This is a genomic window from Zobellia galactanivorans, from assembly GCF_000973105.1.
Lineage (GTDB): Bacteria > Bacteroidota > Bacteroidia > Flavobacteriales > Flavobacteriaceae > Zobellia > Zobellia galactanivorans.
This window is the reverse complement of record NC_015844.1, coordinates 4014193-4040494: the sequence shown is the minus strand read 5'-3', so window position 1 is coordinate 4040494 and position 26302 is coordinate 4014193. Positions and strand designations below refer to the sequence as shown.

Below are 26302 nucleotides of genomic sequence, written 5' to 3'. Positions count from 1 at the left end.
CCGTATTCTACGTTCAATCAAGTGCTTATATAGTGGAAAAACCAAAAAACTGCCCCTACCAAACCCTGTGTATGAAATCACTCGTTACCCTCTTCCTTTTTATCTTTTACTGGGCCGGTTGTAGCGCACAGAACGTTAATACGCATTTTCATGACCTACATATAAACAATAGCCGTTTTAACAAAAAGACCAACGTTATTTATGAAGACCACTTGGGCTATTTATGGCTAGGTACCGATAGTGGGCTATATAGGTATGATGGGCACGCCATGGTCGAAAACCAATACGATGTTTTTGACGAAAACTCGATACCCAACAACAGTATCAATTCAATTATAGAAGACGATTACGGAAACCTATGGATCGGCAGTGAAAGTTATTTGATACGCTATCACAGAAAGACCAATAGCTTTAAAGGCTTCTATAAGAACAACACCAGTACCGTACTAGGCAAGTCAAATGACGGTGCCATTTGGGCCAATCTACGGAATACCGGTATTGTCAAAATCACTCCCGATCTCGCCCTTGACCGCATCAAATTTCAGACAGAACTCAACTATCGACAAAAAAACAGTGTCTGGACGAGCAACAAAAGAATAAACGATTTTTGCGAGGACCTTTTTGGTAGAGCTTGGTTCGCTACCCCTAAGGGTATTTTAATGCTCAACGAAGAAAACATACTGGTAGATGTGGGGTTCCCCAAAGATGTCTCATTTTTGGTTCCTTCAGAAAACAACACTTTTTTAGCCGCAACGGAAGAAGGTCTATTCCTTCTTGAATATCAAAAAGGCGGTATCGGACTAAAAATACTGGAAAAAATAGATCGCTTTAAAAAAAGTCAAGGTCTATTCGAATTCACCTCCATACGAAAAGACACGACCACGGGAATCATATGGATCAGCAACCGGTCTGGCCTATACAAAGGACAACGATCGAACAACTCCTACTCTTTCAGCTATGTGGCCGAAGAACAAAAAACGGACAACTCCCCATACGAAAACCGGATCAACTCCTTGATCATAGATCGCTACAATAATCTATGGGTCGCCACCAATAAAGGCATTAAGAAACACATTGATAGAAACTTGATTTTTGGATATACCACGTTCAACAGTAACCAGAACAACAACTTCACGCAATCCTTGTTAAAAACCGGTAAAAACCTAATGTTGATGACCCTTGACAACGACGGACTGTACCGGTTCAACCTCAAAACCAAAAAAAAACAATTATTGGCCGCCAGCGATGAAGAATACAGCATCGTAAAAAAAGACCATTCCCAGAAGGAAATACTATACGGACAGGGCAACTATCTTTTAACCACTAAAAATTACAGTAACAAGCTTGATAACATTCGGTTCGACACCATAAAAAAATACCACTATAACGTTCGAGATATGGTACCCCTGAACCACGATGAAATTTGGGTTGGACTTTGGGGCGGTGGAATAGACATAGTCACTCCTGAAAAAAACATGAACGCCTTTAAGAGAAAGGCCGTTTCCGTGTTGTTCGGAAAAAATGTTTCGGTCATGCACCTTGACCACAACCACAATCTATGGATCGGTACCCGGGGCGACGGCCTGTTCAAGATCAACCTTATCGATGAAGACATTAAGGTATTCAACCCATCTTTTGAAGACGGACTGAGCTCCAATGCCATTCTATGCCTATTCGAAGATGAGCAAGGCAATATATGGATAGGCACTAGGGGCGGCGGACTCAACTTCTACAACGCTGAGGAACAAAGCATCAAAAGCTATGCAAAAAAAGAAGGGCTCACCTCTACTACCGTTGCCAGCATTGCAAAGGATCCTTCTGGAAATTTATGGCTCAGCACCAGGGACGGTATTTCCAGATTCGATGTCAAGGAGGAAAAATTTGTCAATTTCGGAATTGAAGATGGCGTAACCGAGAGCCATTTTATGTTCAATTCATATGCCATAGACGAAGAGGAAAAAATCTATTTTGGCTGTCCCGGAGGCTTTTTTTCGGTAAACACCCAGAACTACAAAAAAGACTCGCTGGCGCCGCACACCATAATAACGAATTACACCATTTTCGGGGATTTCGACCGCTTAAACACGGAGAACAATGAGAACCATTCGCGAAAATTCCTCAACACCACAGACAGTCTAAAATTGCCCCATAACAGAAATAATATTGCCTTTGAATTCTCCTCCTTGGATTTTACGGCCCCTAACAAGAATAAATTCGCCTATAAACTCGAGGGTATAAACGATTTTTGGCACCATACGCAAGCTTCTAACCGCAACGCCAATTACAACGACCTGCCTCCGGGCAATTACATTTTTAAGGTAAAAAGCTCTAATAGTGATGGTGTATGGAACGAAAATCCGGCGACATTTAGCTTTACCATCAGCCCTCCCTATTGGAAGAGCACCTGGGCCTACCTTATTTACCTTCTTCTTTTAATCATCTCCATATATACGACATGGTCAGTCATTAGAAGATGGTATAAGCTGAAGAAGAAACTGGTAGCGGAAACCGTAAGCCGTGAAAAAGACAATGAGATGAACCGTATGAAAATGGTGTTCTTTACCGATATTTCACACGAGTTGCGTACGCCTTTGGCCCTTATCTTGGGTACCATCGAAAAAGTGGTAAAAGACAAGAAATTTACTTTAAGCCCCATTACCTCGCAACGGATCTACAACAATACCTTGCGAATGCACCGCCTCATCAACCAACTCATGGACATCAGAAAGTTCGATGAGGGAAAACTCAAACTTCAAATATCGAAGAACGATATTGTAAAAGACATCGAAATTATCAAGAATGCATTTAACGACTTTGCCAAAATTTATGAAATCGACTATGAGTTCGTTAGCGAAGAAGACAAAATTTTCGGTTGGTACGATGTTGACATTCTTGAGAAAATCCTTTTTAACCTCTTGTCCAATGCCTTTAAGTACACTCCCAAAAAAGGAAAGATCAAGGTTTGCTTGAGTTTGGCTTCCGCCAAGGACAAAAGCCTTTCCCATAAAAAATTAGGCAGTGGCAAGTATATCAAATGTAGCGTTAGGGACAATGGCATAGGCATTCCTAAAGAAGATATAGCACGAATCTTTGACCGTTACTATCAAGCCACCAAAAATTACAGTAATCAAATACCAGGAACCGGTATTGGTATGGAGCTGGTACAAAAACTTACGGAAAGACACTACGGCACCATAGAGGTGGAAAGCGAAGAAAACGTTTTCACCGAATTTACATTTTATCTCCCCATCAACAAAAACAGGTACCATAAAAAAGAACGGATCAACAAGGCTACCCCCCTTACCAAAAATTTTATCAAAAACTCCGAATTTCAGGTTATCGAAGAAGTTTCTTCCGAGTTCGAATCCATTCCCATGGAAGCTAGCCTTACAAAGCCCCTTGTACTGCTGGTAGAAGACAATAATGACCTAAGGTCTATGGTGCGCGAAGAACTAAAGGACGACTTTAATATCATTGAAGCTTGCAATGGTCAGGAAGGATACCTTAGCTGCTTGTCCCAAAAACCGGATTTGATCATATGCGATATTCTCATGCCGGTAGAAGATGGCATCTCAATGCTACGCAAGTTAAAAGGTAATACTGAGACCAAGACCATTCCCATTTTTATGCTTACCGCTAAAAATTCCGAAGAAACCAAAATAGAATGTCTTAGCCTGGGAGCCGACGATTATATCGAAAAACCTTTTAGCCTTGAATTTGTAAAGTGGAAGGTAAAAAACACTTTTAGCTCACGCGAAGACTTAAAAGACAGGTACAGTAAGATAATCACTCCCGAACCGTCTGAACTGAAAGTCGATTCCAACGATGAAAAGTTTATCCGAAGGCTTATAGAGGTCATTGAAAAATTTATTGACGATAGCTCGCTCAATGTAGAGTTCCTAGCTTCCGAAGTGGGTATGAGCCGTGCCAATCTCTATCGTAAACTACAGGCGATCAACAATGACACCCCTGTCAATTTTATCAAACAAATACGGTTAAAACGTGCCGCACAGCTATTGAAGAACAATAAGATGTACATTTCAGAGGTGGCTTATATGACCGGTTTCAGCAATCAGAAATATTTTAGCAAGTGTTTTAGCAAAGAATATGGAATGAGCCCTACCGAATACGCCAAGCAATTTTATAAGGACACCCACACTAGCGTAGAAGCCCCGCACAATGATCCGACCAAATAACAACGACCTTTACCCAAAAACGCAACATCCGTATCCCCTTAACGAAGCATTACACCCCTATATAATCGTTGAAAGGGGAATACTTTTAGCCTTCGAATATATCGGGAAGCATACGAACCTCTTCTAACATCCATACCAAAACATGAACGCCCGCACTTATAAAATACTATATATTGTTCTCCCGGCCCTATTGGCCTTTCAATCGTGCAAACCTGTAAAAATCGCCGATCCAGTACAGAAAAAACCAAATATCGTTATTATAAACATAGACGACCTAGGGTATAAGGATGTGGGTTTTATGGGAAGCACCTATTACGAAACGCCCAACCTAGACGCCTTGGCCGCCGAAGGCATGGTTTTTTATAATGCCTATGCGGGCGCCGCAAACTGCGCTCCCAGTAGGGCATGCCTTATTTCAGGACTGAACACGCCTAGGCATGGCGTATATACGGTGAGCCCATCCGACCGTGGGCATATAAAAACGCGAAAACTCGTTCCGATCCAAAATACCGATCATCTCAACGACACTATTTTCACCTTGCCCCAAATGCTCAAATCGGCCGGCTATGTCACCGGAAGCTTTGGCAAATGGCATGTAGGCAAGGATCCCGGCACCCAAGGTATAGATGTTAATATTGGAGGAAGCGGAAGGGGAAACCCCGGCAAGGGCGGATACTTTTCACCGTACAATATAGACCATATCACCAATGGCAAAAATGGCGAATACCTAACCGATAGGTTGACCGATGAGGCCATAAGATATATAGAGAAGTACAAAGACAGTACTTTTTTCCTTTATATGCCCTATTACACCGTACACACCCCCATTATGGGCAAAGCGGAACTGGTGGCCAAGTTTGAAGCGAAAGCCGGTCAAAATGGACAAAACAGGCCAGATTATGCCGCTATGGTGTACGCTATGGACCAAAATGTAGGCAAACTCTTGAAGGCCCTTAAACAAAATGGCCTGGAAGGCAACACCCTTGTCATTTTCACTTCGGACAATGGAGGGATTCGGGCTATCTCCGAACAAAGTCCCCTACGTGCCGGAAAAGGCTCATATTACGAAGGGGGCATTCGCGTTCCCTTGATCATTAAATGGCCGGGAAAGATCCAGGCACAATCCATATCGACCGCACCGGTGAGCCATTTAGATTTTTATCCCACGCTTCAAAGCATTGCTACCCCCGGAAGAAAGGCCGAATTTCTCGACGGTATAAACCTTGAGCCCGTTCTATACGGAAAAGGGGCCGCCGAACGACAGCTTTATTTTCATTTCCCAATATACCTTCAAAAATATAGCGGATTGAAAGATCAAGCCAGGGATTCCCTTTTTAGAACACGCCCCGGTTCGGTCATCATTTCTGGGGATTGGAAGTTACACGAGTACTTTGAAGACGGAGCCCTAGAGCTCTATAATTTAAAAACCGATATAGGCGAAACGACCAATCTAGCGAAACAAAATCCGTTAAAGACACAGCAGATGTACGATGAACTAAAAAAATGGCGCACCGCTACCCATGCACCAATTCCTACACAGGTCAACCCCGCATACGAGCCTACCAAAAAACCATAACCCACTTTTACCATAAAAAAACCGGCCCCAAATGGGAACCGGTTTTGCTCTAATCAATAAAAAAACTAATTACCAATTCGGGTTTTGGGTCAAATTAGGGTTTAACGTAAGTTCATTGGTCGGTAATGGCAATAGGTAATCCCTTTCAGGGTTAAAGCCGTATGCCCCACCATCCAAATAGTTAATAAAAGGATCAAGAAAACCCTCTTCATTCGTAAACAGGGCTGGATATTCCGCCTCGATATCCGCAGTATAGGTCGTACCTGTAGGGCGTGTCCCCACAAACAAGGTATGCGCTCTCCATCGCATTAAATCTGCCAATCGGTTACCCTCGCCAAATAGCTCTACTACGCGTTCCCTTCTGATCTCATACAAGTAGTCCGGTAGGGTATAACCGTAGTTTGGCCACTCTGGATCGGGGGTAATGGCATTGATGACCAAATCCGGCATACCGACCCTGGCCCTTAGCTGATTAATACTCATATCAACATCCGTTTGGGTTAGGGTGCCCAATTCGGCCTTAGCTTCCGCATAGATCAAAAGGGTTTCCGCATATCTGAAGATGATATAACCAATATCCCTTGTCCGTTGATTATTCAATTCTTCGAACAGCTCTTTAGACCTCCATTTTTCAATGGCATACCCCGTTGGGTTACGTGTCATTATCGGAACGCTAAAAGCGATGGAATCTCCATTGACCGCGATAAAATCTAGGTCTCCGGGGGCCATAACGGACTGTGCCAGCCTTGGGTCGCGGTTCACTTGAATTTCATCAAGGGTAACATCGCCTTCAAAATTCGGACTTACGGATATAGGAAGACCATCTGAAGCCAAATAGTATTTTGTCATTTCACGGGTCATACCATGTGCATTCGGTTGATTCCACAGTGAATTTTGAATGTTATAGGTCAAATAATCGTAGTGCCTGTATAACATTACTTCGGGATTACCGCTATAATCGGTCTGAACGAATAGATTATAATAGGCATCGTTTACATCACCCGTATCCAAGGAATAATTGCCATCATCCATAACACTTTTGGCCGCTTCCGCCGCTTGCTGTATAAAACCGGCTCCATTGGTATCACCGGCAAAGGTGGTGCCTTGATGGTATTTTTCCCAAGTACCCTCGTACAGGGCTACCCTTGCCTTAAAAAGGGCCGCTATGTCTTTATTCAACCTTGAAGGCCCCACATCGGAAGCCGTCTTCATCATGGCAATTGCCTTATCCAGGTCTTCCAAAATAAAGTTGGCCACTTCCGTTCTCGGGCTTCTTGACCCGTACAGAAGGCTTTCATCTTCAATCCCAACTACATCGGTAATAATAGGTAGGTCTCCAAAATTTTGTAGCAAGCTGAAATAAAACCAAGCCCTAAAGAAATAGCCCTCACCTTTATAATGGTCTACAAGACCACCGCTTTCTACACGCTCTGCGTTCTCAAGAAAATAGTTGACCCTACGTACGTTAGACCAACTCCATCCTCCACCAGAACCAGGAACGTTAAGGGTACCATCTAATCTAGTGGTCGACGAAGCGCCAAACCACTCTTGTGATTCTATGACGATATCGGTACCCACATCTGGGGACGGTGCCGCACCGGCTCCGGCCCAACCCGGAAAAGTTCCGTAGAGATTATTCAAATACAGTTGTAAATCGCCCTCGGTTTGCCAAAAGTCGGTATCCGATATCTGATCTAGTGGGGTTTTATCCAATAGGTCTTCTTCTTCACAAGAGTTAAAAAACAACCCAATAATAACTATCCAGAGTATATAATATATATTTTTCATTTTTATATTTTTAGAAGTTAATATTTAAGCCCAATGAATATACTTGGCTCAACGGATACTGGTCACCTACACGGCTGTTTCTCCCATTAAAGGCTTCTGGGTCATAAATCATAAGATCTGTAAAGGTCAAAAGGTTTTCGCCTGAAATGTATATTCTGGTTTTAGGTAATTTCTTTTTACCCGTACCTCGTGGAAGCGTATAGCCTATTTGCATATTCTTTAATCGCGCATATGCCCCGTTTTGAAGGTAACGCGTGGTGGCATACCCATAATTTTTATTGTTCTGACCGGTAAATTGTGAATACGGATTCGCAAAATAAGCATCGGGATTAGCGCCTAACGGACTAGTGTCATCGCGCCAGAAGTCTAGGTGCTCTTCGTATACATTGGCATGTAATGGTCCGTTGGCCGGCCCTCTAAACGTACCCAAGCCCCTTAAATCCAAATCTCTTTTGCCTACACCTTGAATCAGGAAGGAAAAATCAAATCCTTTATACGAGGCGTTAGCACTGAATCCAAATTGATATCTCGGGGTACTGTTACCGATAATTTTTCTATCGCCAGGGTTATCTTTTGTATTGTCACCTATATCTATGGCACCATCACCTGTTTGATCGACATATTTTACGTCGCCCGGTAAAAAAGCACCTGAATACAGAAAAGATTGATCAACGCCCCAATTCGCTACATCTTCATCTGACTGAAAAAGACCGGCTGTTTCCAATCCCCATATTTCATTGAGCATTTGACCTTCATAATAGTTGCTCAAAATCTTGGTCGGATTGTTATAGCTGGTTATCTCACTTTGGTAATCAGATAGAACGCCCCTGAATCCATAGGAAAAGTCCTTAGAACTATTTTGCCATGAAAGCTCCACTTCCCAACCCGTAGTAGTGACTTCACCTCCGTTGGTTTTTGGTACACTTGTGCCTAATATGGCAGGTACAGCTTGACCAGGACCGACTAAGTCACTGGTTTTTGACTGGTACCAATCAAACGTAAAACCCAACCTATTGTTCAAAGCACGTAGGTCTAGACCAAAATCTAGGGTACTGACCTTTTCCCAGGTTAAATCGACACTAGAAAGATTCGGTGTTCCGACCGTCCATAATCGTTCTCCCCCAAATAACCAGCCAGATTCAGAGATCGGCATTGTGGGTACGTATAGATAGTTATCAACGTCTTGGTTTCCTATTGAACCATAAGATCCCCTAAACTTTAAAAACTCGATCTGTTCCTTAAACGGATAGAAGTTTTCCTTTGAAACTACCCAACCTGCGGAGACCGATGGAAAAGTACCCCATCTATTGTCTTCATCAAACCGTGAGGATCCGTCTCTCCTTAGATTCATTTCAAAAAGGTATTTCTCATCAAAATTATAGCTGAACCTTCCGAAGAATCCTTGAGTAGACCAATGGCCTTTACCGTCAAAAATAGTTTTTTCACCTACCGCGGTATTGATAGACGGTATGGCATCAGTCAGTAGATATTTTGCCGAGGCATACAGGTTAAAATACCTATAGGTTTCTTGTTGATATCCCCCTAAGACGAGAAAATTGTGCTTCCCTAGGCTTCGTGTATATTCCGTATATATGTTCGGAGAGAGATAGGTATTGGAATACATCGTAGAGTTATACCCTGTGTTCTCTTGACTGGAACTTGTTATGATAGACCCTCCCGAACCGTCGGGTACCGCACTAGCTATAGTTGGAAATTCCGAAGTCAAACGATTGTCGTTCGTCTTGTAATTCAACTCTATATTGGTCGTCCAGTTCTTAAAAGGCTTAAGGGTCAACCTAGGCGATAAAATGATCTGACGTTCTTTGTTATATGACCGATGCAATTCTTGCTCCCCCACTCTACCGGTCCATACTTCCGTACCAGGATAGTACGCCGGTTTGGTCGGCTTAAGCCTTGTCATCAACAACATAATAAAGGACCTGCCTCCCGAAACTTGTTCGGGGTATTCCTCTTCTTCGTATTTGTACTTGGCCAAAAAAGATAGGTCGGCCCATGGAGCCAGCTTAGCGCTGATTTTCGCATCTATATTGTACCGGTTAAAAGAATCGTCTCCTTGTTTTAACAATCCGTCCTCTTCATAGAGTCCTCCTGACAAGTAAAAGGATAGGTTCTCGCTACCTCCTGTTATATTGAGGTTATGCTTCATTCTAGACCCGGATTTATTAAAGAATATCGATTCCCAATCCGTAGCCGCCGAAGCGTTAAGTCCGTCAACCCCCAAGTCCCAGCTCAAACCATTTGGAGTGGCAAGCACTTCTGGAGCGCTTCCGGGAGAAGCCATATTTTGTTCTATTCTGGCAAGTGCGGCATCGTCATAATACCCACTTCCCCCTGCATTGATACTCGCATGGTTCATGGTATGTGCAAAAGAAAGCGCATCTGCATTTTGCGGCATGTTCAACATAGATGTGATCGCGTAATTGGTAGAATAGGAAACATTTACCCCTTTATTACTTTTTCCGCTTTTCGTAGTGATCAATACCACCCCATATGCTGCCCGTGCCCCATAAATAGCGGAGGCCGCTACATCTTTTAACACAGAAATACTGGCTATATCACTTGGGTCGATATCATTGATCCCCATAGGGATGTTATCCACTAGAATATAGGGCGAACTATTCCCTTCCAAGGAGGTCAAGCCCCTAATATTCATATTCATATCCGCACCCGGTTCGCCTGTTGCCCCAGATTGGGTTATCTGTAAGCCCGGTGATGCACCTTGCAAGGCCTGTTGGGCATTCGCTACAGGTCTTGCCTCTAAGACCTCTTCGTCTAAAACCGATATGGCCCCTGTTAAGTTTACCTTTTTCTTGGTACCATATCCAACTACTACGACTTCTTCCAAACTTGCCGCATCTTCTTCTAGTTCAACGATAATCGACTCTTTACCGGCTACCGAAACTTCTTTTGTAGAAAAGCCAATATAGGATATGACCAGGGTGGTACTTGTCCCCGATAAATTAATGGCAAAGTTTCCGTCAAAATCTGTTTGTGATCCATTTACGGTTCCTTTCTCAACGATACTGGCCCCAATAAGTGGGCCGTCTATACTTGTGACGGTTCCCGTTACCGTTTGGGCCATAATTCCTATAGTCCCGAATAGGAATACAAGGGTTACTCCACAGAGCCTTACCCAGCTTTTAATTTGTTTTTCTTTTTTCATTTTATTGAAATTTGGTGATTACTTGGTTACTTAAAACTTCTCTTTTTTCTATTTACATAGTTCATGATTTAGCTTAGTGATGTGTTATTCATATTATTTTTCACTCCCAGGGATAAACCCGCAATTTTTGTACGTCTTTTTAATATAACTTTAAAAAGTATTCCGGCAGAAGTCCAAAAACCAGGCTTAAAGCCTATTTAAGGGCCTTCCACATTAACTTCCCCATCTTTTCACCTAGCCAAATATTCGACTCTGAATTAAAATGGGTGTTATCGTTTAATGTCTCAAGCTTATCCGTATTTATGATAAAAACATTTTTGTCTTCTGCCGCCACCTTATCTTGGGCCGCCTGCACTACTTCTGTATGATCAAAGTTCCAAGGGGTCTTTCTCAAAAGGCCTATAGAGATTCTGCCCATGACTATAGGCAGGTTTTTCTTGCCGGTTTCCTTTCGGACATCCTTATAAAGCACCTTTAAATTTTCTTCATAAGCATTTGCCCACTCCAAGGTCTCCGCATCAGATTCACCTTGCATCCAGAGCATCCCGGATACTTCATAGGCCACTCCTTGGCCCTTCAGGTTTTGCAAGGCATTGTCCATGTTCTTAAGGAACCGTGTATACATGGGCTGGCCAGGTAACCAATGCTTCCATAATTTGGTCCCACCCCCTGAAGTCTTGACGATAGCGATGGTGTGATTTGGAAACTTCTTTGCCATTAGGTGGGAAAAAGCGATTTCCGGTCCAAATTTAAACTTCCTCCGCTCCGAAAAAGAGTCCGTTCCCAACGACACCCACTTCTCCTTTTTATTGTCCCAGATCATAACCTCATCGGGATGGCTTCGGTATTTTTCCGGCAAGTCTTCAGACTTACCGGTACCGTCCATATTCGATTGCCCCCCAAGAATAAAAACCTTAACGGGCAATTCTTGATTTTCCTGACCTAGGCCGCTAAAGCCTATGAGGGATAAAAAAAATACGTGTATGTATCTGGTGATTTCCATGTAAGGTCTTCCCTATTCTGCCATTTCTACAGCTGCGGTATCCTTGTACTGTACCCTAAGCTCATTTAATTTATCGTGCAATTCGGCCTGTATTTGGGTGTATGATTCATCACCGTACAGATTATTCATTTCGGCAGGATCTTCTTGAAGATCATAGAGCTCCCACTGGTCTATATTGTTATAGAAATGTATAAGCTTGTACCTATCGGTTCGCACCCCATAATGTCTTTTGACGGAATGTGGCCCTGGATATTCGTAATAATGGTAGTACAAAGCATCGCGCCATTCTCCATTGCCATTTTCCCCTACCAATGGAAGCAATGACTTCCCTTGCATATCCGCTGGTATTTCAACACCTGCCAAATCTAAAAAGGTTGGTGCATAATCAATATTCTGTACCAATTGATCCACACTGGCGTTTGCCTTAAATCGTGATGGAAGCTTCATTACCAAAGGCGTTCTAAAAGACTCCTCGTACATGAACCGCTTATCGAACCAACCGTGTTCCCCTAGATAGAAACCTTGATCAGAAGTGTAAACGACCAAGGTGTTTTCTGCCAATCCGTTTTCCTCTAGGTAATCTAATATCTCACCCACACTGTCATCTACGGAGGCTATACAGCGCAAGTAATCTTCCAAATACCTTTGGTAGCGCCATTCCATCAATTCCTTGCCCGTTAGCTTGGCCTCTTTGAAATACGCAATTTCCTTATCATATGCCTTGTCCCATGCGGCCCTTTGTTCAGGGTTCATACGGTTGATCTGACTCTCAAAGAACTTACGAAGCGAGGTATCGAATTCCCCTTCCTTATCATACATTTTTAAGTCGTTCACCAAATCAAAATCTTTGATGTGCATCTTCTGCTCTGCAGCGGCCGTCCTATTATCATACGCATCATAAAAGTTATCGGGAAGGGGGAATTTAATATCATTGTATTTTTCCAAATACTTAAGATCGGGCATCCAACATCTATGTGGCGCCTTGTGGTGCATCAATAGAGCAAAGGGTTTCTTTTCATCCCTACCTTTTAACCAATCAAGGCTAAACTTGGTTATAAGCGATGTTACATATCCTTCCACCACCGACTTTTCACCCATTTCAATAAAGTCGGGGTTATAATAATCCCCTTGACCTGGAAGAATGTTCCAGTAATCAAAACCGGTAGGATCACTTCCCAAGTGCCATTTTCCGATCATCGCCGTTTGATATCCTTCCTTCTGCAATAGCTTTGGAAAGGTCATCTGGCTTCCGTCAAAACGTTGGCTATTGATTTGCTGTCCGTTTAAATGAGAGAACTTCCCCGTAAGCATTACCGCCCTACTCGGAGAACATATGGAATTGGTAACGAAGCTTCTTGTAAACTTTATACCCTCGTTGGCAATTCTATCAATGTTCGGGGTTTCGTTCAAGCCGCCATTGTACGCACTTATCGCTTGGTACCCATGGTCATCGGTCATGATATACACAATGTTCGGAGGTCCCGGTGTTTCAGGGCTTGTAGTTTTGTCTTTACAACTCGCTAGGAAGGCCGACAGAACAAGGCCGATACTCAGAACGGTTAAGGAGGTTATCGATTTTGACATTTTAAGTGGATTAAATTATTATTCTAGTATGAGTTATTGTCTTCGTTTTATTCAAATTTGATATCGACCATAGCGAACCATTTTCGCCTCAAATATTCTTCAAGACCTTTTCGTTCCCAATCCAATAATTTTCTGTCGATCAATATCATTTCGGCAATGGCCCCTTCCCACAAGCCTTCGGTACGGGCCAAAGGAACATCGGAAGGAGAGGCTAATTCCACTGTTAGGATGCAGAACTCCATGGGGTTGGGGGTCGTGAACGGATCCACTTTCTTTCCATTTAGAAAGACCTGCCCCTTCTTTGTTCTATCATCTACCGCATCAAGGTCGAAAAGTGATTTCTTAACATCGCTACTCCTTCCAATAAAAGCGTTCAACCCTCTAAACAAGCTAGTTCCCGGAAAAGAAACACTGCCCTCTTTATAGACCAATACTATGGTCTGGTATTCTTTAACTTCCTCTTTCATTATAGAAACCCACACGTGGTCAAATGCCGCCACACCCTTTCCGTTCAGGGCATTGGGTTCGTATTTCATAAAAAGTTCGTAGCCATTTCGAATGGACTTGTCTTCCCAACTCTTGACCGGCCCGCGATCCGGGTTTTCTTCATCGGGTTTGCCGTTTCCGTCTATATCGCTTGAATCGAACCATAACTTTATCGCATCCTCCCCTAATTCTTCCGGAGTAATCCGCACCTCTCTCCTATCGGCAATATCACCTACCGCAAACCCAATTCTATTGCTACTTTCCGCATTGGTAGCCTCGTTATAGGCGGCCACATAAAAAGTACCCTTATGCGGCACACGAAAGGTATTACCGACGCCCAAAGGCTTTTCATAGTGCTCCAACTTTACCTGTGGGGCATCTTTAGCATACCATTTATAGGTATATCCGTTAACCGGACTAGCTATACCTACGGTGCCCTCCGAAGTATTTTCTACACTTATATCGCTTATTTTAAAAGGATAGGTTTCGGGAAGTACGACTACACCTTCGACAGTGTTCGATTCACTATCCATGACCACATATTCGTAGGTGCCAGGCGCAAGACCGATTCTTTCGTTGCCGGAAACCGATATGGCCTCGACACGCGTCGGGACCCGTAAATAATCGAGATTAGGAAGCGATTCCCCATTGGAGAAAAGCTTCACCGTATTTATTCCTTCCTTTAAAAACACTTTGGCGGTGGCCACATCCCAACCGGTATAGAGCGGCCGGGTTTGATTGAAATGAACCGATTCCTTTTCTTCGACCCCATTGACCATCAGCTTTGCCGAAGAGCCTTTCATAAAAATACCCGCATAGATAATATCTACAGGATATATCCCGCTGTTGGCTACTTTCACTTCCCAAGAAACCGAACCTTCGTTCCCTTTTAAGTCCACATAAGTATTGTTGCTGGCACTAAAAAGATGTTTGACCGTATACTCCGCATCAGTAATAGTTGCGTTCTCCGACTCATACACCCACGGCGAACCGTATTGGTATTTTCCCTTTTTCCACAATACCGTATAGGGAGCCTTGCCTCCCGAAGGGCTAATGGCAAGCATACCGTTAGCCTTACCTATGTCCGATGCCTTTATATTACACCCGACACTGATTTCATTTTTTTTCTTTCGTTTTTTAGATTTTGACTTCTTGGTCTTTGAAGCGAGGCCACCGGCATAAATATCGATACCAGACGTTGCAGTCCTGTACTCACTATCGGTAACGGTCAATTCGTATATACCCAGGCCACTATCTTTCAAAGTGGGCCCTGTTGTTCCGTCAGACCATTGATAACTATATGGAGGCACGCCTCCAGAAATATCCGATGTAATATTCCATACTGTTTTTTCTCCAGAAACAGGCGTTTTGGAAAGTTTTACAACCAATGGTGAAGCCTTCGTTGGGGCCGATTTAGAACTGATTTCCCACCTTACCTCAAACTTTGGAAATCTAGAAAAAGGTGGATCAGGACGGATATATTCCGTTTCATCGCTTATAGAGCAAACCAGCTCGTAACGGGCAATTTTCCCAAGCTCTACGTCTATCCCATCTACCCCCTCGGCAATCAGTTTCCCATTTAAAAACCATCTGGCGACCTGGGTATTCGGCTCTGGCACAATGTGGTCCACAGAAAAATGCATTTTCTGTACACCCTCTATTTCAATGGAGGTTTCCGAAGGACTAAAGCCATTTACGGGATCGACCAAATCATAGACCCGCATAGAGACCCTTTGGTTACAGACAGGACACATTTCTTCGGTATTATCGAACACGCCTGCCCCCATGATACAGCCTTGGGCCGTAGACCGGTAGTAATCTACCAAATGATATTGGTTCCCCTCAAAAGCACCTACTTTATCGATATATTCTTCCTCATAGGGTGTGGGAAGTGGCGTTTCCGGGTCGATCCATTTTCGCCATTTGATTTTCTCCCTTTCATAATTTAAATCGGCCGCATAGGTCGGAAAAGCTCCCGTGCCCGTCGCGGCCGTAGTATATTCATCCCCCAAACTCATACAGGTATGTGAGATCTCATGTAACATTTTCCCTATGCCATTCCCGGCAATCACGGCCGTACCAACCCTTTCTTCAAGGTTTCTTGCCGCGCCACCGCCCCCCTTGTCCCTGTTAGGCATAACTAGAAAGGTCACCCAGCCCCTGTGCTCATTTTTCCAAGGTAGAAATAACTTGTCACGAATGGCATCTACGGTTTCCCTATCGATACCCTTTTTCCACTCGGGAACAGAAGGCGCCCACAATCCGTAGACATTAAAAAATTCTTTGTAACTGGCATAGGCGGTTTGCGCCCTTTCATCGCCGTAGGTCAAGGCAGCTACCATAGATTCCTCAATATCCTTTACGAATTCGCCTCTCATATCAGGACTATTATAAGGAGCTTCATCGGCAGCAGTCCATTGGTTCATAATAACAATATTGATCCTATTATCCTTGTCCCCTGTAATCTGTATAGGAATCAACTCAGATTCGGCAATGAGCTTATCTATAGCTTCGTCATTCCATTTACCGTCCTCACTAGATTGCGTATAGGCAAGTGACACAAAACCGACAATAAAAATAATAGTGCTGAATAAACCTTTCATCATATTTAGCTGGATTCCTAGGATATTAAAATGCCTTTAAAAAGTGTAAACTTAGTTATAAAAATGTTAAAATTGCACAACAAAATTACCCGTAAATGATACTATTTTGATAGTTCGACCAAAGTATGGACATATGAGTCCGGCTTCAATCACAAAGCAGATTTGCAAGGTTAATATTAGTTTATAACATTTTTTTCTTACAGATATAAGGAAGCTTACTTCCCTACGATACGATCTGCCATCAAGCCCTGAATAACCGAATCACATTTTTTAGCATACAGTTCCACTAGTTCTGCGTAATCAGGATCCAAGGCCAAGTTATGCACCTCGCTCACATCTTCCCTAAAATTGTAAAACTCTATAAAATCGGGCGCGCCTTCATAGCGGATGAATTTATAGGTCTCATCCCTAAAGCTTTCGGTTTTGGGCAATAAGGACTCCCCTTCCCTTTGATGCTCGAAAAAAGCTGAAGTCCTCCAATCTTCGACATCTCCATCGGTAAAACCTTTTAGCGTTTTCCCTTGGTAGCTTTCCGGTATGCCCACATCGGCGTAATCTAATAAGGTTGGTGCGATATCCAAGTTCAAAACCATCTCATCAAAGGTTTTCCCCCGAAGGTTTTCGGGTTGTCTCGGATCATAAATCACCAAGGGCACGCGCAAGGATTGTTCATGCATAAGCCACTTACCCGCAAAACCACGTTCTCCCAAATAGTATCCGTTGTCTCCCATCAGCACGATAATGGTATTATCGGCCAAACCTTCCTTTTCGAGCGTAGCCCTAATTCTACCAAGAACACTATCGACGCCACTGATCATACGATAATAGCCCTTGACCATTTCCTGGAATTTTTCGGGGGTATCATATCGCCAATACCATCGCTTTCTGTTCATTGATTTCTTCATGAACTCCGGCAAGGCCTCAAAGAATTTCGGGTCGGCCGTATCGGGAACGGGAATATGGTCCGACACATACAGACTATCTACATATGCTGGCCAGAAGTATTGTTCCTTGGCGCCATCATCAGCATGGGGAGACCAAAAGGAAAGGGATAAGCAAAACGGCTGGTCTTTGCTTTCCTTAATAAAATCGATGGCATGATTCCCGTTCATATCGGCCAAATGGACTTGCTTTCCATCTACTTCCCTTAAATACGGCCAAAAGGTTTTGATACTGACATCGAACAAAGAATCTTCAATCCCCTCATTGACCTTCACCCCAAACTTACCGATAAGTCCCGTTCTATACCCTGCCTTTTTAAGAAGGTAGGGATAACTCTCTAACATATAGCCATTATTCAATTTCGGTTTCCCGAAATTGAAGTCGTGGGTTCTCTCATAAAGTCCCGTAAGTATGGTAGCGCGACTGGCGGCGCAAATGGGGGTAGTTACCAAGGCGTTCTTAAAATAAACTCCAGATTGGGCCAATTTATCCATGTTCGGGGTTTTTATAATAGTATTGCCCGCAAACCCCAAAGCATCCCATCGCTGGTCATCCGTAAGAACAAATATGATATTGGGCTTCCCTACCTTTGCACTAACAGCTTCCTTTTGAGGACGGTCGTTACATCCGAACAAAAAGGCGATTCCTGCCGTAGTTATTATTGCCATGCCCAATTTCCCCATACTATCGTTTTAAGTAAAATTCGAATTAAATATCAATCATAGGGTATTACGTTTTGCTCGTATCCCTTTTTCAAAATCTCATCTGGATCTGAAGCCACATAGGTATTCAGGTCATCTTCACCAAGCCCTCCTAGGTAGCTCACATACATACATTGGGTCGCCAAGGTCTTGCCCTCTTCCGGCATATGGAACGCTGTTTCTATACAGGTCGTTCCCGCATTTATATCCACATTAAACGTAACGGTGGTCATATCTTTATCCACCTTTTTACGCCGTTCTATATTCCCTACCTTCAACCAAGCATCCGTAACCGCTACTTCCGCATTTCCCGATTTATTTTCTACGATCCTTTTTCCCGACTCTTCAGGCCATCGATTGAGCCGTATTTCATAGGTGCCCGCTTTTTCAACATCGACCACCCATATCTTTTTTCCGTTTCTGCTATGTGCATCGTGAGCGTACATCCCTACGGGGTCTTCACTAGGGTTGCCGATATGGATTTTAGCATATTCATCAAAACCTACGGAAACATCGTTCCACCAAGCTTCATAATCGGCATACAATCTTTTTATCACCTCAGGATGTTCATGGGCCACATCGTGTTTCTGTTCGGGATCCTTTTTAATATCATATAGCTCATTCCTTTCCCTTTTCACTAATCGCCATTCCTCTGTAAGAACTTGGTACTCCTTATCTTTTACCGGATATTCCACCCGTTGGTTTTGCACGATCAATTTGCGCTCATCAGGCCATTTATCAATGGTCTTATTCAGGATCGGCGCCAAACTACGACCATCCAGCTTCAACCCACTGTCCGTGGTCAAATCACAGAGATCAATCAATGTGGGCATGATGTCGATATGGGCAGCTATGGCATCGACATCTTTACCGCCAGAAATGCCCCCATTGGGCCAACGCATAAAAAATGGTACACGGTGGGCATTTTCATAACCCCATATTTTCGCTCCCCTCATACCCGCCGTATAGCCCTCTTCAATATAGCCGGTATCAAAATCCATTTCCACTCCCCCAAACCAAGGGCAGGGGCCATTATCCGTCATGAATATGACGATCGTGTTCTCTTTAAGCCCTACCTCGTCAATTTTATTTAACAATTTTTTAACGTTTTCGTCAATATTATCGACCATACCGTAATAATTGGCCAAACGGTCAGAAACCTCGCCCCTGTATGGCGCTACGTATTTTTCATCAACATGAAGGGGAGCGTGGGGCAGATTGGTGGTCAAATAGCAAAAAAATGGATTTTCCTTATTTTCATCTATGTATTCAATTGCCTGATCGAACCACACTTCATTACAATAGCCCTCGTACTTTTCAAACTTCCCATTGTGTTTATAGGTGTCATCGAAATAATCATTGCCCCAGTAGTCAGGCCCCTGTCCTATGCCACCACCACCATGCACGATAGCCTCTTTAAACCCTCTATCCTGTGGTCGAAACGGGTAATTCTCACCCAAGTGCCACTTACCGAACACAGCGGTCTCATAACCGTTGGAAGCAAACACTTCGGGCATGGTGACCATACCTTCTTTTAACAATGATCGCCCCCCTATGGTATGCCATACTCCGGCCCTAGCCGAATAGTTCCCCGTTAAAATAGCCGCCCGAGTAGGCGAACAGGATGGATCCACATGGAAGTCCGTAAAGCGAACGCTCTCCGCATACAAGGAATCGAGTGCCGGGGTTTTAACGTAGGGACTACCGTGGCATGCCAAATCTCCGTACCCCTGATCATCGGTCATGATCAAGATGACATTCGGCCTTTTTGCCGCCACTATGTCTTTTGGGGTATTACTCTCGTTTTTACAGCTAAAAAAAATGACGGCCAAAACAGCCGTCACTATGTAATTTGAATTCCTTTTGCGCATTTGTATCAGATATATATGTATAAATCAAAACATAAAGGGGAAGGTCAGCCCCAATTTACCCCTCCTCCAAAGAGGATAATTCTAGGTTCAGCACCTTTTCCAATATTAAGGATACCGCCCCTATCGAAGTTGCCTGGTCTCCAAAAGTAGAAGGCCTTATCGCTACATTTGAACTGGCGGGCAATAAATATTTGCCCTTTTTTTTCTCTATAAGATCAAACAACAGGTCGCCGCTCAACGAAACCCCACCTCCTACATACACCGTTTCCGGATTCAACAGGTTCGCTATGGTACCGATACCCTTGCAGAGGTACTCGGCAACCTCTTCGTATATTTTCAAGGAAGCTTCATCTCCTTTTTTCGCGGCCTTTGCCACGAGCTCGGCCGTTATCAATTCTTCCTTGCCCATGCTCAGTTTTTCCAAGAGCCCAGAACTCCCATTGGCCAAGGCAAGCTTACCCAAACTAGCTATTCTCCGACCCGAGGCCAATGCTTCCAAGCAACCGTACATCCCACATTTACACTGTACCTCGCTATCCGTATCTACGGAAATATGTCCAAACTCACCAGCAAAACCCGAGTAACCCTTTAACAGGTTGCCCTCTACTACTAGACCGGAAGCAATTCCGTACCCAATATTGATTACCGCAAAATTCTTTTGATGGCTCTTTAGTCCCATTTTCAATTCACCCAAGGCCATAAGGCGGGTGGAATTATCATAAAAGAAAGGCAGATCCATTTGGTCTTCCAGCTCTTTTCTTAGGTCGATATGAGACCATTGAAAATCAGGGGAAGATTCTATTATACCCGTCTCGCTATTGACCAGACCGGCCACCCCTATTCCAACACCCCAGATTTTGGCATCGGGTTCTTTACGGGCCTTAAGCTTATTAACCACCTTTATCATCTTATCGATGATGCTGTAAAACCCTTTTTCCAGCTCGGTAGGCACCTGGATTTCAGAAATAAAATTGGCGTTCAAATCGACCAGACATCCCCTAATATAAGTGGCTCCCAAATCTATACCGATAATAAGGTTGTTTTGGTTTTTGAATTTAACGATCAGCGGGGGGCGCCCCCCACTGGAATCCCCTACCCCTAAGCTTTTCACCAATTGGTCCTTGGTAATCAACTCATCTACTATACGCGTAATGGACGGAGGCGTCAATCCCGATTTTTTGGCCAAAACGGAACGACTAATTTCATCGTGATCCTTTATAAGGCGCAAGACCACTTTTTTATTTGCAAGATGTAAGAGACTTACATCCATTTTTGAATATTCCTTTTTCATTCTTTACACTACCTTTTATTTTTTCCTTTGAAACATTACATCAGAAAATGCCCAAAGACTCTATTCCATATGTGTTTTTTTTAGACTATAGGCTTATTTCTTTTACTGTTCTCCCCATAAACGTGAGGGTCGGTTGTTATCTAAAAAAACACAAAGTTCCTTTCGCCTACATTTTATGTTTCCATTTTATTCTTATCAAACCTAAAATTACCGCTAAGTCCTTCTTCCGAAGAGCTCCTAGCATAAAGGTAAAACTTCCGGTTTCTATCGTTTTGTCCATATTCAACCCTGTAAATTCCAACATTTCGGAATCGACCGTAAAATGTACGGATTTTGTCTCGGAAGGCTTAATGATTATTTTCTAAATTCCTTTTAACTCTTTACCTAACCTAGTCTGAGAAGCGATATCATCGGCACTATCGCCCTTTTTACACTTCCCCCACTTTTCCATACATCCAGCCTTCTTACCGCTTAAAAATCAAAAACTATGATTCAAAATTTATGTTTACACGTACAAACCAAAGATATTAAAATTGATTTCATAAATACTTAAAAAACAATTTTACCCTATTTTTGTGCAAAAATTGCACAAAAAAGATAGTTCACACCTAAATATAGCTCAATATAACTAATTTCATATGATTTGAAACAAATCTAAAAAAACTTATTATAGTTATTTTACAAAGATAGTTTTAAAATCATATATAATCGCCTCATCCCTTTGAAATAAGGTGATGCTGATTTTTATTTTCCATATCAATAATTTTCCTCAACTGAGCACGCGCCCCTGTAATTCCCAATTCCTACTTTACCCCCTTTTTTCCATGTAAAAACAGGGCCCAAATTCCCTTCCTTATGGTTTTGAGTTGAAAAAAAATCAACATCAATTCTAAAATATTTTATATATACTATAAGAATAGTATTGATTATTGGATGGATTTTAAGATTTTTGGACTTTAAGATTTTAGGAAGCCTAATTCACCCATTCCCGATTTGGGCCTTTATCCTAGAATCTAGAAACCGGTCAATAGAATAAAACAGAATCATTAATTAAAAGTACCCTTGAATTATGGCTTCCGGATTTTTCGCCTTACTAGATGATATTGCTACACTTATGGACGATGTTGCCGCCATGAGTAAAATTACGGCCAAGAAAACGGCCGGTATTCTAGGTGATGATTTGGCGGTAAACGCCGAAAAGGCCTCCGGCTTTATGTCAAGTCGCGAAATACCCGTACTCTGGGCTATCTCCAAAGGTTCTTTGCTGAACAAGCTTATTATTCTGCCTATCGCCTTCCTATTAAGTGCATTCCTGCCATCGGCCATAATCGTTGCCTTGGTCTTAGGGGGACTCTACCTTGCCTATGAGGGTGCCGAAAAAATCTACGAAATCTTTGTTCCACACCGCCACGAAGAACACGAGGCCTCTATGCTGAACCTTACCGAAGCCGACATATTGGCCTTGGAAAAGGAAAGGGTAAAGGCGGCCATTGTTACCGATTTTATACTTTCCGTAGAAATTGTGATCATTGCCTTGGGCTCGGTTGCCGAAGAACCACTTTCCATACAGATTCCCGTAGTATCCTTAATTGCCTTGATCGCTACCATCGGGGTTTACGGTATAGTAGCCTTGATCGTTCGTATGGATGAATTCGGACTACGACTCATCAACCTTAACGAAAGGGACGATAGTTTCTCCGACTACGTCGGTAGGTTATTGGTCAATGCCCTGCCATGGGTCATCAAGAGTTTATCGGTAATCGGTACTATTGCACTCTTGTTGGTCGCTGGAGGTATTTTTGCCCATAACATTCATTTCTTTCACGACCTCCTTCCCGAGCTTCCAAGCATTATCAAAGAATTCTTGGTAGGCCTCGGCGTAGGTTTTGTGGTCTTGGTCGTCGTTAAACTGGTAAGTAAGGTCATAAGCCTCTTTAAACGAAAATAAGACGGCCCAAGCCTTGCCGGTCTTTGCTTTTCATTTCTTCAGCGGTGGAATTTTGTCTTTTCAAAAGGCAATGATACCCTAGCCTCCCTAGCCGATATTGTATGTCGATCGCCATCGTATTCTCCATTTTTAACAATCCTAGCTCGCAACCTTTTTACTTTTCAAGTATCTAGCTAACGAACCAATAATCTATATTTTATGAAAAGAAACCTATTTTTTGCGCTTACCGCTTCGGTCGTCACCACACTGTTTACCGCATGTAACTCTGACAACGATATTGAATGCCCCGAAGACTATACGGGAGCCTTGGCCGCAAGTGAGGAAAAAATGCAAGGGGACTGGGTTCTTACCGGTATGATGGCCGATACGGAAGTAGACCTGACCGATGACGAAGAAGACAACCCCATAAAAGACCTCTTTGCCCAGTACGAAGATTGCCAAAAAGACGCCTCTTATACCTTTGGCAGTGACCGCTCCTACACCTACAAGCAGAGTCATGTCGCCGAAGATTGCGACAACAAGGCTACTCTAAGTGGTACCTGGAAACTTACCGGCGAAGTACTGAGCCTAGTCGGAGCCTGTATCGTTCAGAACATTTCACTGAACATTAAAGATGACGCATCGGAGTTTTCATTTACCGACACCTTCAACATACAAGACATAGACGGCAAGGTCGTTCAGGCTAAAGTCACCTTTACCTACACGGCCCAATAAACCAAAATACTCCTCAACTGTGCCAACGAGGTTTTTGCCGATCAAGGAAATCCCTTGGTCGGCAAATTTGTTTTACACCTTATTTACACCCAAGTTAGATCTCTGATTTTCACACAAAAATGAAGGCTTTAGCTTTGTAAATTGTAATTTAGGGGCCAAAGGTTCAATCTATGACAGACTTCCAACTCAAAACCGCCCCCGAAGTAGCCGCTGTTTTTGACGCCTACCCAAGTTCGGTAAGACCCCAAATGTTGGCCTTACGGCAATTAGTAATCGACACGGCCAAAGGCATTGAGGGCATCACCCATTTGGAAGAAACCCTAAAATGGGGCGAACCGAGCTACCTTACCTCCATTGGCAGCACGCTACGCATGGATTGGAAAGCCAAATCGCCCGATCAATATGCCCTTTATTTTAAATGTACCAGCAGATTGGTAGAAACCTTTAAGGCAATCTTTAACGAGTCGCTGGACTATGAGGGCAAACGCGCCCTGGTTTTTAAATTGGATGCCGAACTCCCAACCGAAATATTGACCCATTGCATCACGGCGGCACTGACCTATCACAAGGTAAAGAAATTGCCAACCCTAGGCATATAGCCTCAAACGTACTTCTGGCAGCACAAATGGTGCTTTAAGCTATTTTCCGTAACATTTTCCAATAAGAATGTTTTATTTTTTTGATAACTCGCCTTTGGAGCCCTATATTTAAGAACCGTATCCCTACCGGTCAACAGCACGGCAAAAAAGAAACCCCAAATCATCTTATACCCTGCCAAACGATTCAAGAGGGGAAAAGTATACCCCATTAAAGCTGCCTTAAACAAAACAAAAGTTATGACCCTAGAATTCAAGCTCAACAATGAAGAACGTTCTGTTGACCTTACCGATGAAAATACCCCTCTCTTGTGGGTAATACGGGATATTATCGGTTTAAAAGGCACCAAGTTCCGCTGTGGAAAAGGCGGGTTATGTTGACCAGGCCGTGAACGGTCGTGCCATGGGGCTTGCCGCATCCATTGATAGTGGAACACCCTGTGCCCAAGTCGCCGAGGTATCGATTGAAGATGGAAAGATCAAGGTGCATAAGGTAACCTGTGCCCTCGACCCCGGAATCGCCGTCAATCCCGACCAAGTGAGGGCGCAATGTGAAGGTGCCATTATTATGGGAATCAGTGCCGGCCTACACGAACAGATGTACGTTGAAAACGGCTCCTTGCAACCTACCATTTACGGCCCGTACGAAATGGCCTTGATGAAACACGCCCCTAAGAAAATAGATGTAGTACTGCTACAAGGGCGAGACCGCCCGGGCCCCGTGGGCGAACCACCTTTGGGGCCTATCGCCGCTGCCGTGGCCAATGCCGTTTTTCGTTTGACAGGGAAACGTTTGCTGCAACTCCCCCTAAAACTATCCTGATAAAGAAAATACAGACTCATTCCTCAAGCCCGTAGATATCCTTTAAGACCGATATTACCGAACCTTCAAAATAGGTTTCCAGATCATAGCGGATTTTCAATCTGGTACCCAAGGGGGCATAATAATATATGACCCAAGCATCGGCCTCACGGGTACCTATGCACCCATTGGAATAAGCCTTCCCCAAACTCTTGGGATTCGTGGTCGGATGTATCATCTGTCCGTTCCTTATTCCATTGATCTCGGTCTCTATCCATGGGATTTGTGGCATCTGCGTAAGCTTTCCGTCATCACGTTTGGTCACATAAAACTGATGCCCGTTTACGGGATTATAGAAGTCTGGGTGCTTTGCATGTCTAATAATGCTTCCTTCCCCGGTTTTAGTTCTTAAATCGGTAATACGGTCTCCCATTTTCAAATAACGTTGTCGGTTCTGCCCTACCCTGACCGGAAATGTATGGAGCAAAACGGAATCTTGAAAAATACGCAGTTTAAACTCGGGTATATTTACATCGATCTCGGTATGGGCAAAATCATCAAGTAGGCGACAGGCCTTTGCCGAGTCAGGAAGGTGCAGTACACTTCCCTCGGGCAGTATGATCATCTGCCTTTGATCGTACACAAAAGAATCCCTGGCCATCATACGGTAATAATCGGTATTCGCCAAAGTATCTACAATCCACGGATTGTTCCGCACCAGCAGATGTTCCGACAAGGGATAGGGCACCAAGGAATCGTAGCGTTGCACCAAAGAATCCAAATATTCAAAATACTCGGCCACCTTGATGTTTCGCGATATGTGTATATCTTCATAGGTCTTCGCCTTTTTATGGGGAAGGGGCATCGGTTTCCCCTGATGTATATCCGCCTTAGTTGCCATGGTAGCACTACCGCGGTTGTGGCAACCTTCCACACATAGGACAAGTACGCCAAGGAGAATCCAAATTGACTTTGGAACCAAACCATAAATGCGCTTTTTCGAGTCTAACATGGGCA

Annotated in this window: 17 protein-coding genes; 7 read left to right on the top strand and 10 right to left on the bottom strand. The window is 43.5% G+C overall.

Annotation, left to right across the window (positions count from 1 at the left end; translation table 11 throughout):
• Nucleotides 1–71: 71 nt before the first annotated feature.
• A complete protein-coding gene (locus ZOBGAL_RS16495) occupies nt 72–4196 on the top strand; it encodes a hybrid sensor histidine kinase/response regulator transcription factor (RefSeq protein ID WP_013994838.1) in 4125 nt (1374 codons plus the stop codon).
• A 142-nt stretch (nt 4197–4338) separates the two neighbouring features.
• The gene (locus ZOBGAL_RS16490; RefSeq protein ID WP_013994837.1) at nt 4339–5772 is read left to right on the top strand and encodes a sulfatase; all 1434 of its coding nucleotides are present in this window, start codon (nt 4339–4341) and stop codon (nt 5770–5772) included.
• A gap of 69 nt (nt 5773–5841) precedes the next feature.
• Here the strand turns inward: ZOBGAL_RS16490 and ZOBGAL_RS16485 are convergent, their stop codons facing one another.
• From ZOBGAL_RS16485 to ZOBGAL_RS24070, 9 genes are all read right to left on the bottom strand, one after another.
• Nucleotides 5842–7560 carry a RagB/SusD family nutrient uptake outer membrane protein gene (locus tag ZOBGAL_RS16485; protein ID WP_013994836.1) on the bottom strand — a complete coding sequence of 573 codons (1719 nt, stop codon included), beginning with the start codon at nt 7558–7560 and terminating at the stop codon, nt 5842–5844.
• 10 nt (nt 7561–7570) lie between these two features.
• Nucleotides 7571–10744 (bottom strand): SusC/RagA family TonB-linked outer membrane protein, encoded by a 3174-nt coding sequence (locus ZOBGAL_RS16480; protein ID WP_013994835.1) that lies wholly within the window; start codon nt 10742–10744, stop codon nt 7571–7573.
• A 193-nt stretch (nt 10745–10937) separates the two neighbouring features.
• Entirely contained in the window at nt 10938–11747 is an 810-nt protein-coding gene (locus tag ZOBGAL_RS16475; RefSeq protein ID WP_013994834.1) for a sialate O-acetylesterase, read from the bottom strand.
• A gap of 12 nt (nt 11748–11759) precedes the next feature.
• Entirely contained in the window at nt 11760–13331 is a 1572-nt protein-coding gene (locus ZOBGAL_RS16470; protein ID WP_013994833.1) for a sulfatase family protein, read from the bottom strand.
• Between the two features lie 47 nt (nt 13332–13378).
• Nucleotides 13379–16423, bottom strand: coding sequence for a M64 family metallopeptidase (locus ZOBGAL_RS16465; RefSeq protein ID WP_013994832.1), 3045 nt, complete (start codon nt 16421–16423; stop codon nt 13379–13381).
• A gap of 212 nt (nt 16424–16635) precedes the next feature.
• On the bottom strand, nt 16636–18045 hold the full coding sequence (locus ZOBGAL_RS16460; RefSeq protein ID WP_013994831.1) for a sulfatase family protein: 1410 nt from the start codon (nt 18043–18045) through the stop codon (nt 16636–16638).
• Between the two features lie 32 nt (nt 18046–18077).
• Entirely contained in the window at nt 18078–19934 is a 1857-nt protein-coding gene (locus ZOBGAL_RS16455) for an arylsulfatase (RefSeq protein ID WP_013994830.1), read from the bottom strand.
• Nucleotides 19935–19989: 55 nt separating this feature from the next.
• Nucleotides 19990–21225, bottom strand: coding sequence for an ROK family transcriptional regulator (locus ZOBGAL_RS16450; protein ID WP_013994829.1), 1236 nt, complete (start codon nt 21223–21225; stop codon nt 19990–19992).
• Between the two features lie 166 nt (nt 21226–21391).
• Entirely contained in the window at nt 21392–21577 is a 186-nt protein-coding gene (locus ZOBGAL_RS24070) for a hypothetical protein (RefSeq protein ID WP_353939107.1), read from the bottom strand.
• Nucleotides 21578–22294: 717 nt separating this feature from the next.
• Between ZOBGAL_RS24070 and ZOBGAL_RS16440 the strand changes: the two genes are divergently transcribed.
• The 5 genes from ZOBGAL_RS16440 (at nt 22295) to ZOBGAL_RS16420 (ending at nt 25306) form a co-directional block, all read left to right on the top strand.
• Nucleotides 22295–23173: a DUF808 domain-containing protein gene (locus tag ZOBGAL_RS16440; RefSeq protein ID WP_013994827.1), complete on the top strand. Its 879-nt coding sequence runs from the start codon at nt 22295–22297 to the stop codon at nt 23171–23173.
• A gap of 198 nt (nt 23174–23371) precedes the next feature.
• Nucleotides 23372–23887, top strand: coding sequence for a DUF5004 domain-containing protein (locus tag ZOBGAL_RS16435; RefSeq protein WP_013994826.1), 516 nt, complete (start codon nt 23372–23374; stop codon nt 23885–23887).
• Between the two features lie 170 nt (nt 23888–24057).
• Nucleotides 24058–24486: a DUF1801 domain-containing protein gene (locus ZOBGAL_RS16430; protein WP_013994825.1), complete on the top strand. Its 429-nt coding sequence runs from the start codon at nt 24058–24060 to the stop codon at nt 24484–24486.
• Nucleotides 24487–24723: 237 nt separating this feature from the next.
• The gene (locus ZOBGAL_RS23420; RefSeq protein WP_013994823.1) at nt 24724–24864 is read left to right on the top strand and encodes a (2Fe-2S)-binding protein; all 141 of its coding nucleotides are present in this window, start codon (nt 24724–24726) and stop codon (nt 24862–24864) included.
• Nucleotides 24842–25306, top strand: a complete 465-nt coding sequence (locus ZOBGAL_RS16420) for a molybdopterin cofactor-binding domain-containing protein (RefSeq protein ID WP_013994822.1) — start codon at nt 24842–24844, stop codon at nt 25304–25306. The genes ZOBGAL_RS23420 and ZOBGAL_RS16420 overlap by 23 nt, the downstream gene beginning before the upstream one ends.
• A gap of 16 nt (nt 25307–25322) precedes the next feature.
• On the opposite strand, the gene ZOBGAL_RS16415 is transcribed toward ZOBGAL_RS16420, so the two are convergent.
• Nucleotides 25323–26297 (bottom strand): L,D-transpeptidase, encoded by a 975-nt coding sequence (locus tag ZOBGAL_RS16415; protein ID WP_013994821.1) that lies wholly within the window; start codon nt 26295–26297, stop codon nt 25323–25325.
• Nucleotides 26298–26302: the final 5 nt, after the last annotated feature.

Bases quoted from the DNA above. Each gene is read 5' to 3' on its own strand.
- ZOBGAL_RS16465 (WP_013994832.1), bottom strand. From the start codon at position 16,423: ATGATGAAAGGTTTATTCAGCACTATTATTTTTATTGTCGGTTTTGTG.
- ZOBGAL_RS16415 (WP_013994821.1), bottom strand. From the start codon at position 26,297: ATGTTAGACTCGAAAAAGCGCATTTATGGTTTGGTTCCAAAGTCAATT.
- ZOBGAL_RS16455 (WP_013994830.1), bottom strand. From the start codon at position 19,934: ATGCGCAAAAGGAATTCAAATTACATAGTGACGGCTGTTTTGGCCGTC.
- ZOBGAL_RS16490 (WP_013994837.1), top strand. From the start codon at position 4,339: ATGAACGCCCGCACTTATAAAATACTATATATTGTTCTCCCGGCCCTA.
- ZOBGAL_RS16470 (WP_013994833.1), bottom strand. From the start codon at position 13,331: ATGTCAAAATCGATAACCTCCTTAACCGTTCTGAGTATCGGCCTTGTT.
- ZOBGAL_RS16480 (WP_013994835.1), bottom strand. From the start codon at position 10,744: ATGAAAAAAGAAAAACAAATTAAAAGCTGGGTAAGGCTCTGTGGAGTA.
- ZOBGAL_RS16475 (WP_013994834.1), bottom strand. From the start codon at position 11,747: ATGGAAATCACCAGATACATACACGTATTTTTTTTATCCCTCATAGGC.
- ZOBGAL_RS16430 (WP_013994825.1), top strand. From the start codon at position 24,058: ATGACAGACTTCCAACTCAAAACCGCCCCCGAAGTAGCCGCTGTTTTT.
- ZOBGAL_RS16495 (WP_013994838.1), top strand. From the start codon at position 72: ATGAAATCACTCGTTACCCTCTTCCTTTTTATCTTTTACTGGGCCGGT.
- ZOBGAL_RS16460 (WP_013994831.1), bottom strand. From the start codon at position 18,045: ATGGGGAAATTGGGCATGGCAATAATAACTACGGCAGGAATCGCCTTT.
- ZOBGAL_RS16450 (WP_013994829.1), bottom strand. From the start codon at position 21,225: ATGAAAAAGGAATATTCAAAAATGGATGTAAGTCTCTTACATCTTGCA.
- ZOBGAL_RS23420 (WP_013994823.1), top strand. From the start codon at position 24,724: ATGACCCTAGAATTCAAGCTCAACAATGAAGAACGTTCTGTTGACCTT.
- ZOBGAL_RS16435 (WP_013994826.1), top strand. From the start codon at position 23,372: ATGAAAAGAAACCTATTTTTTGCGCTTACCGCTTCGGTCGTCACCACA.
- ZOBGAL_RS16485 (WP_013994836.1), bottom strand. From the start codon at position 7,560: ATGAAAAATATATATTATATACTCTGGATAGTTATTATTGGGTTGTTT.
- ZOBGAL_RS16440 (WP_013994827.1), top strand. From the start codon at position 22,295: ATGGCTTCCGGATTTTTCGCCTTACTAGATGATATTGCTACACTTATG.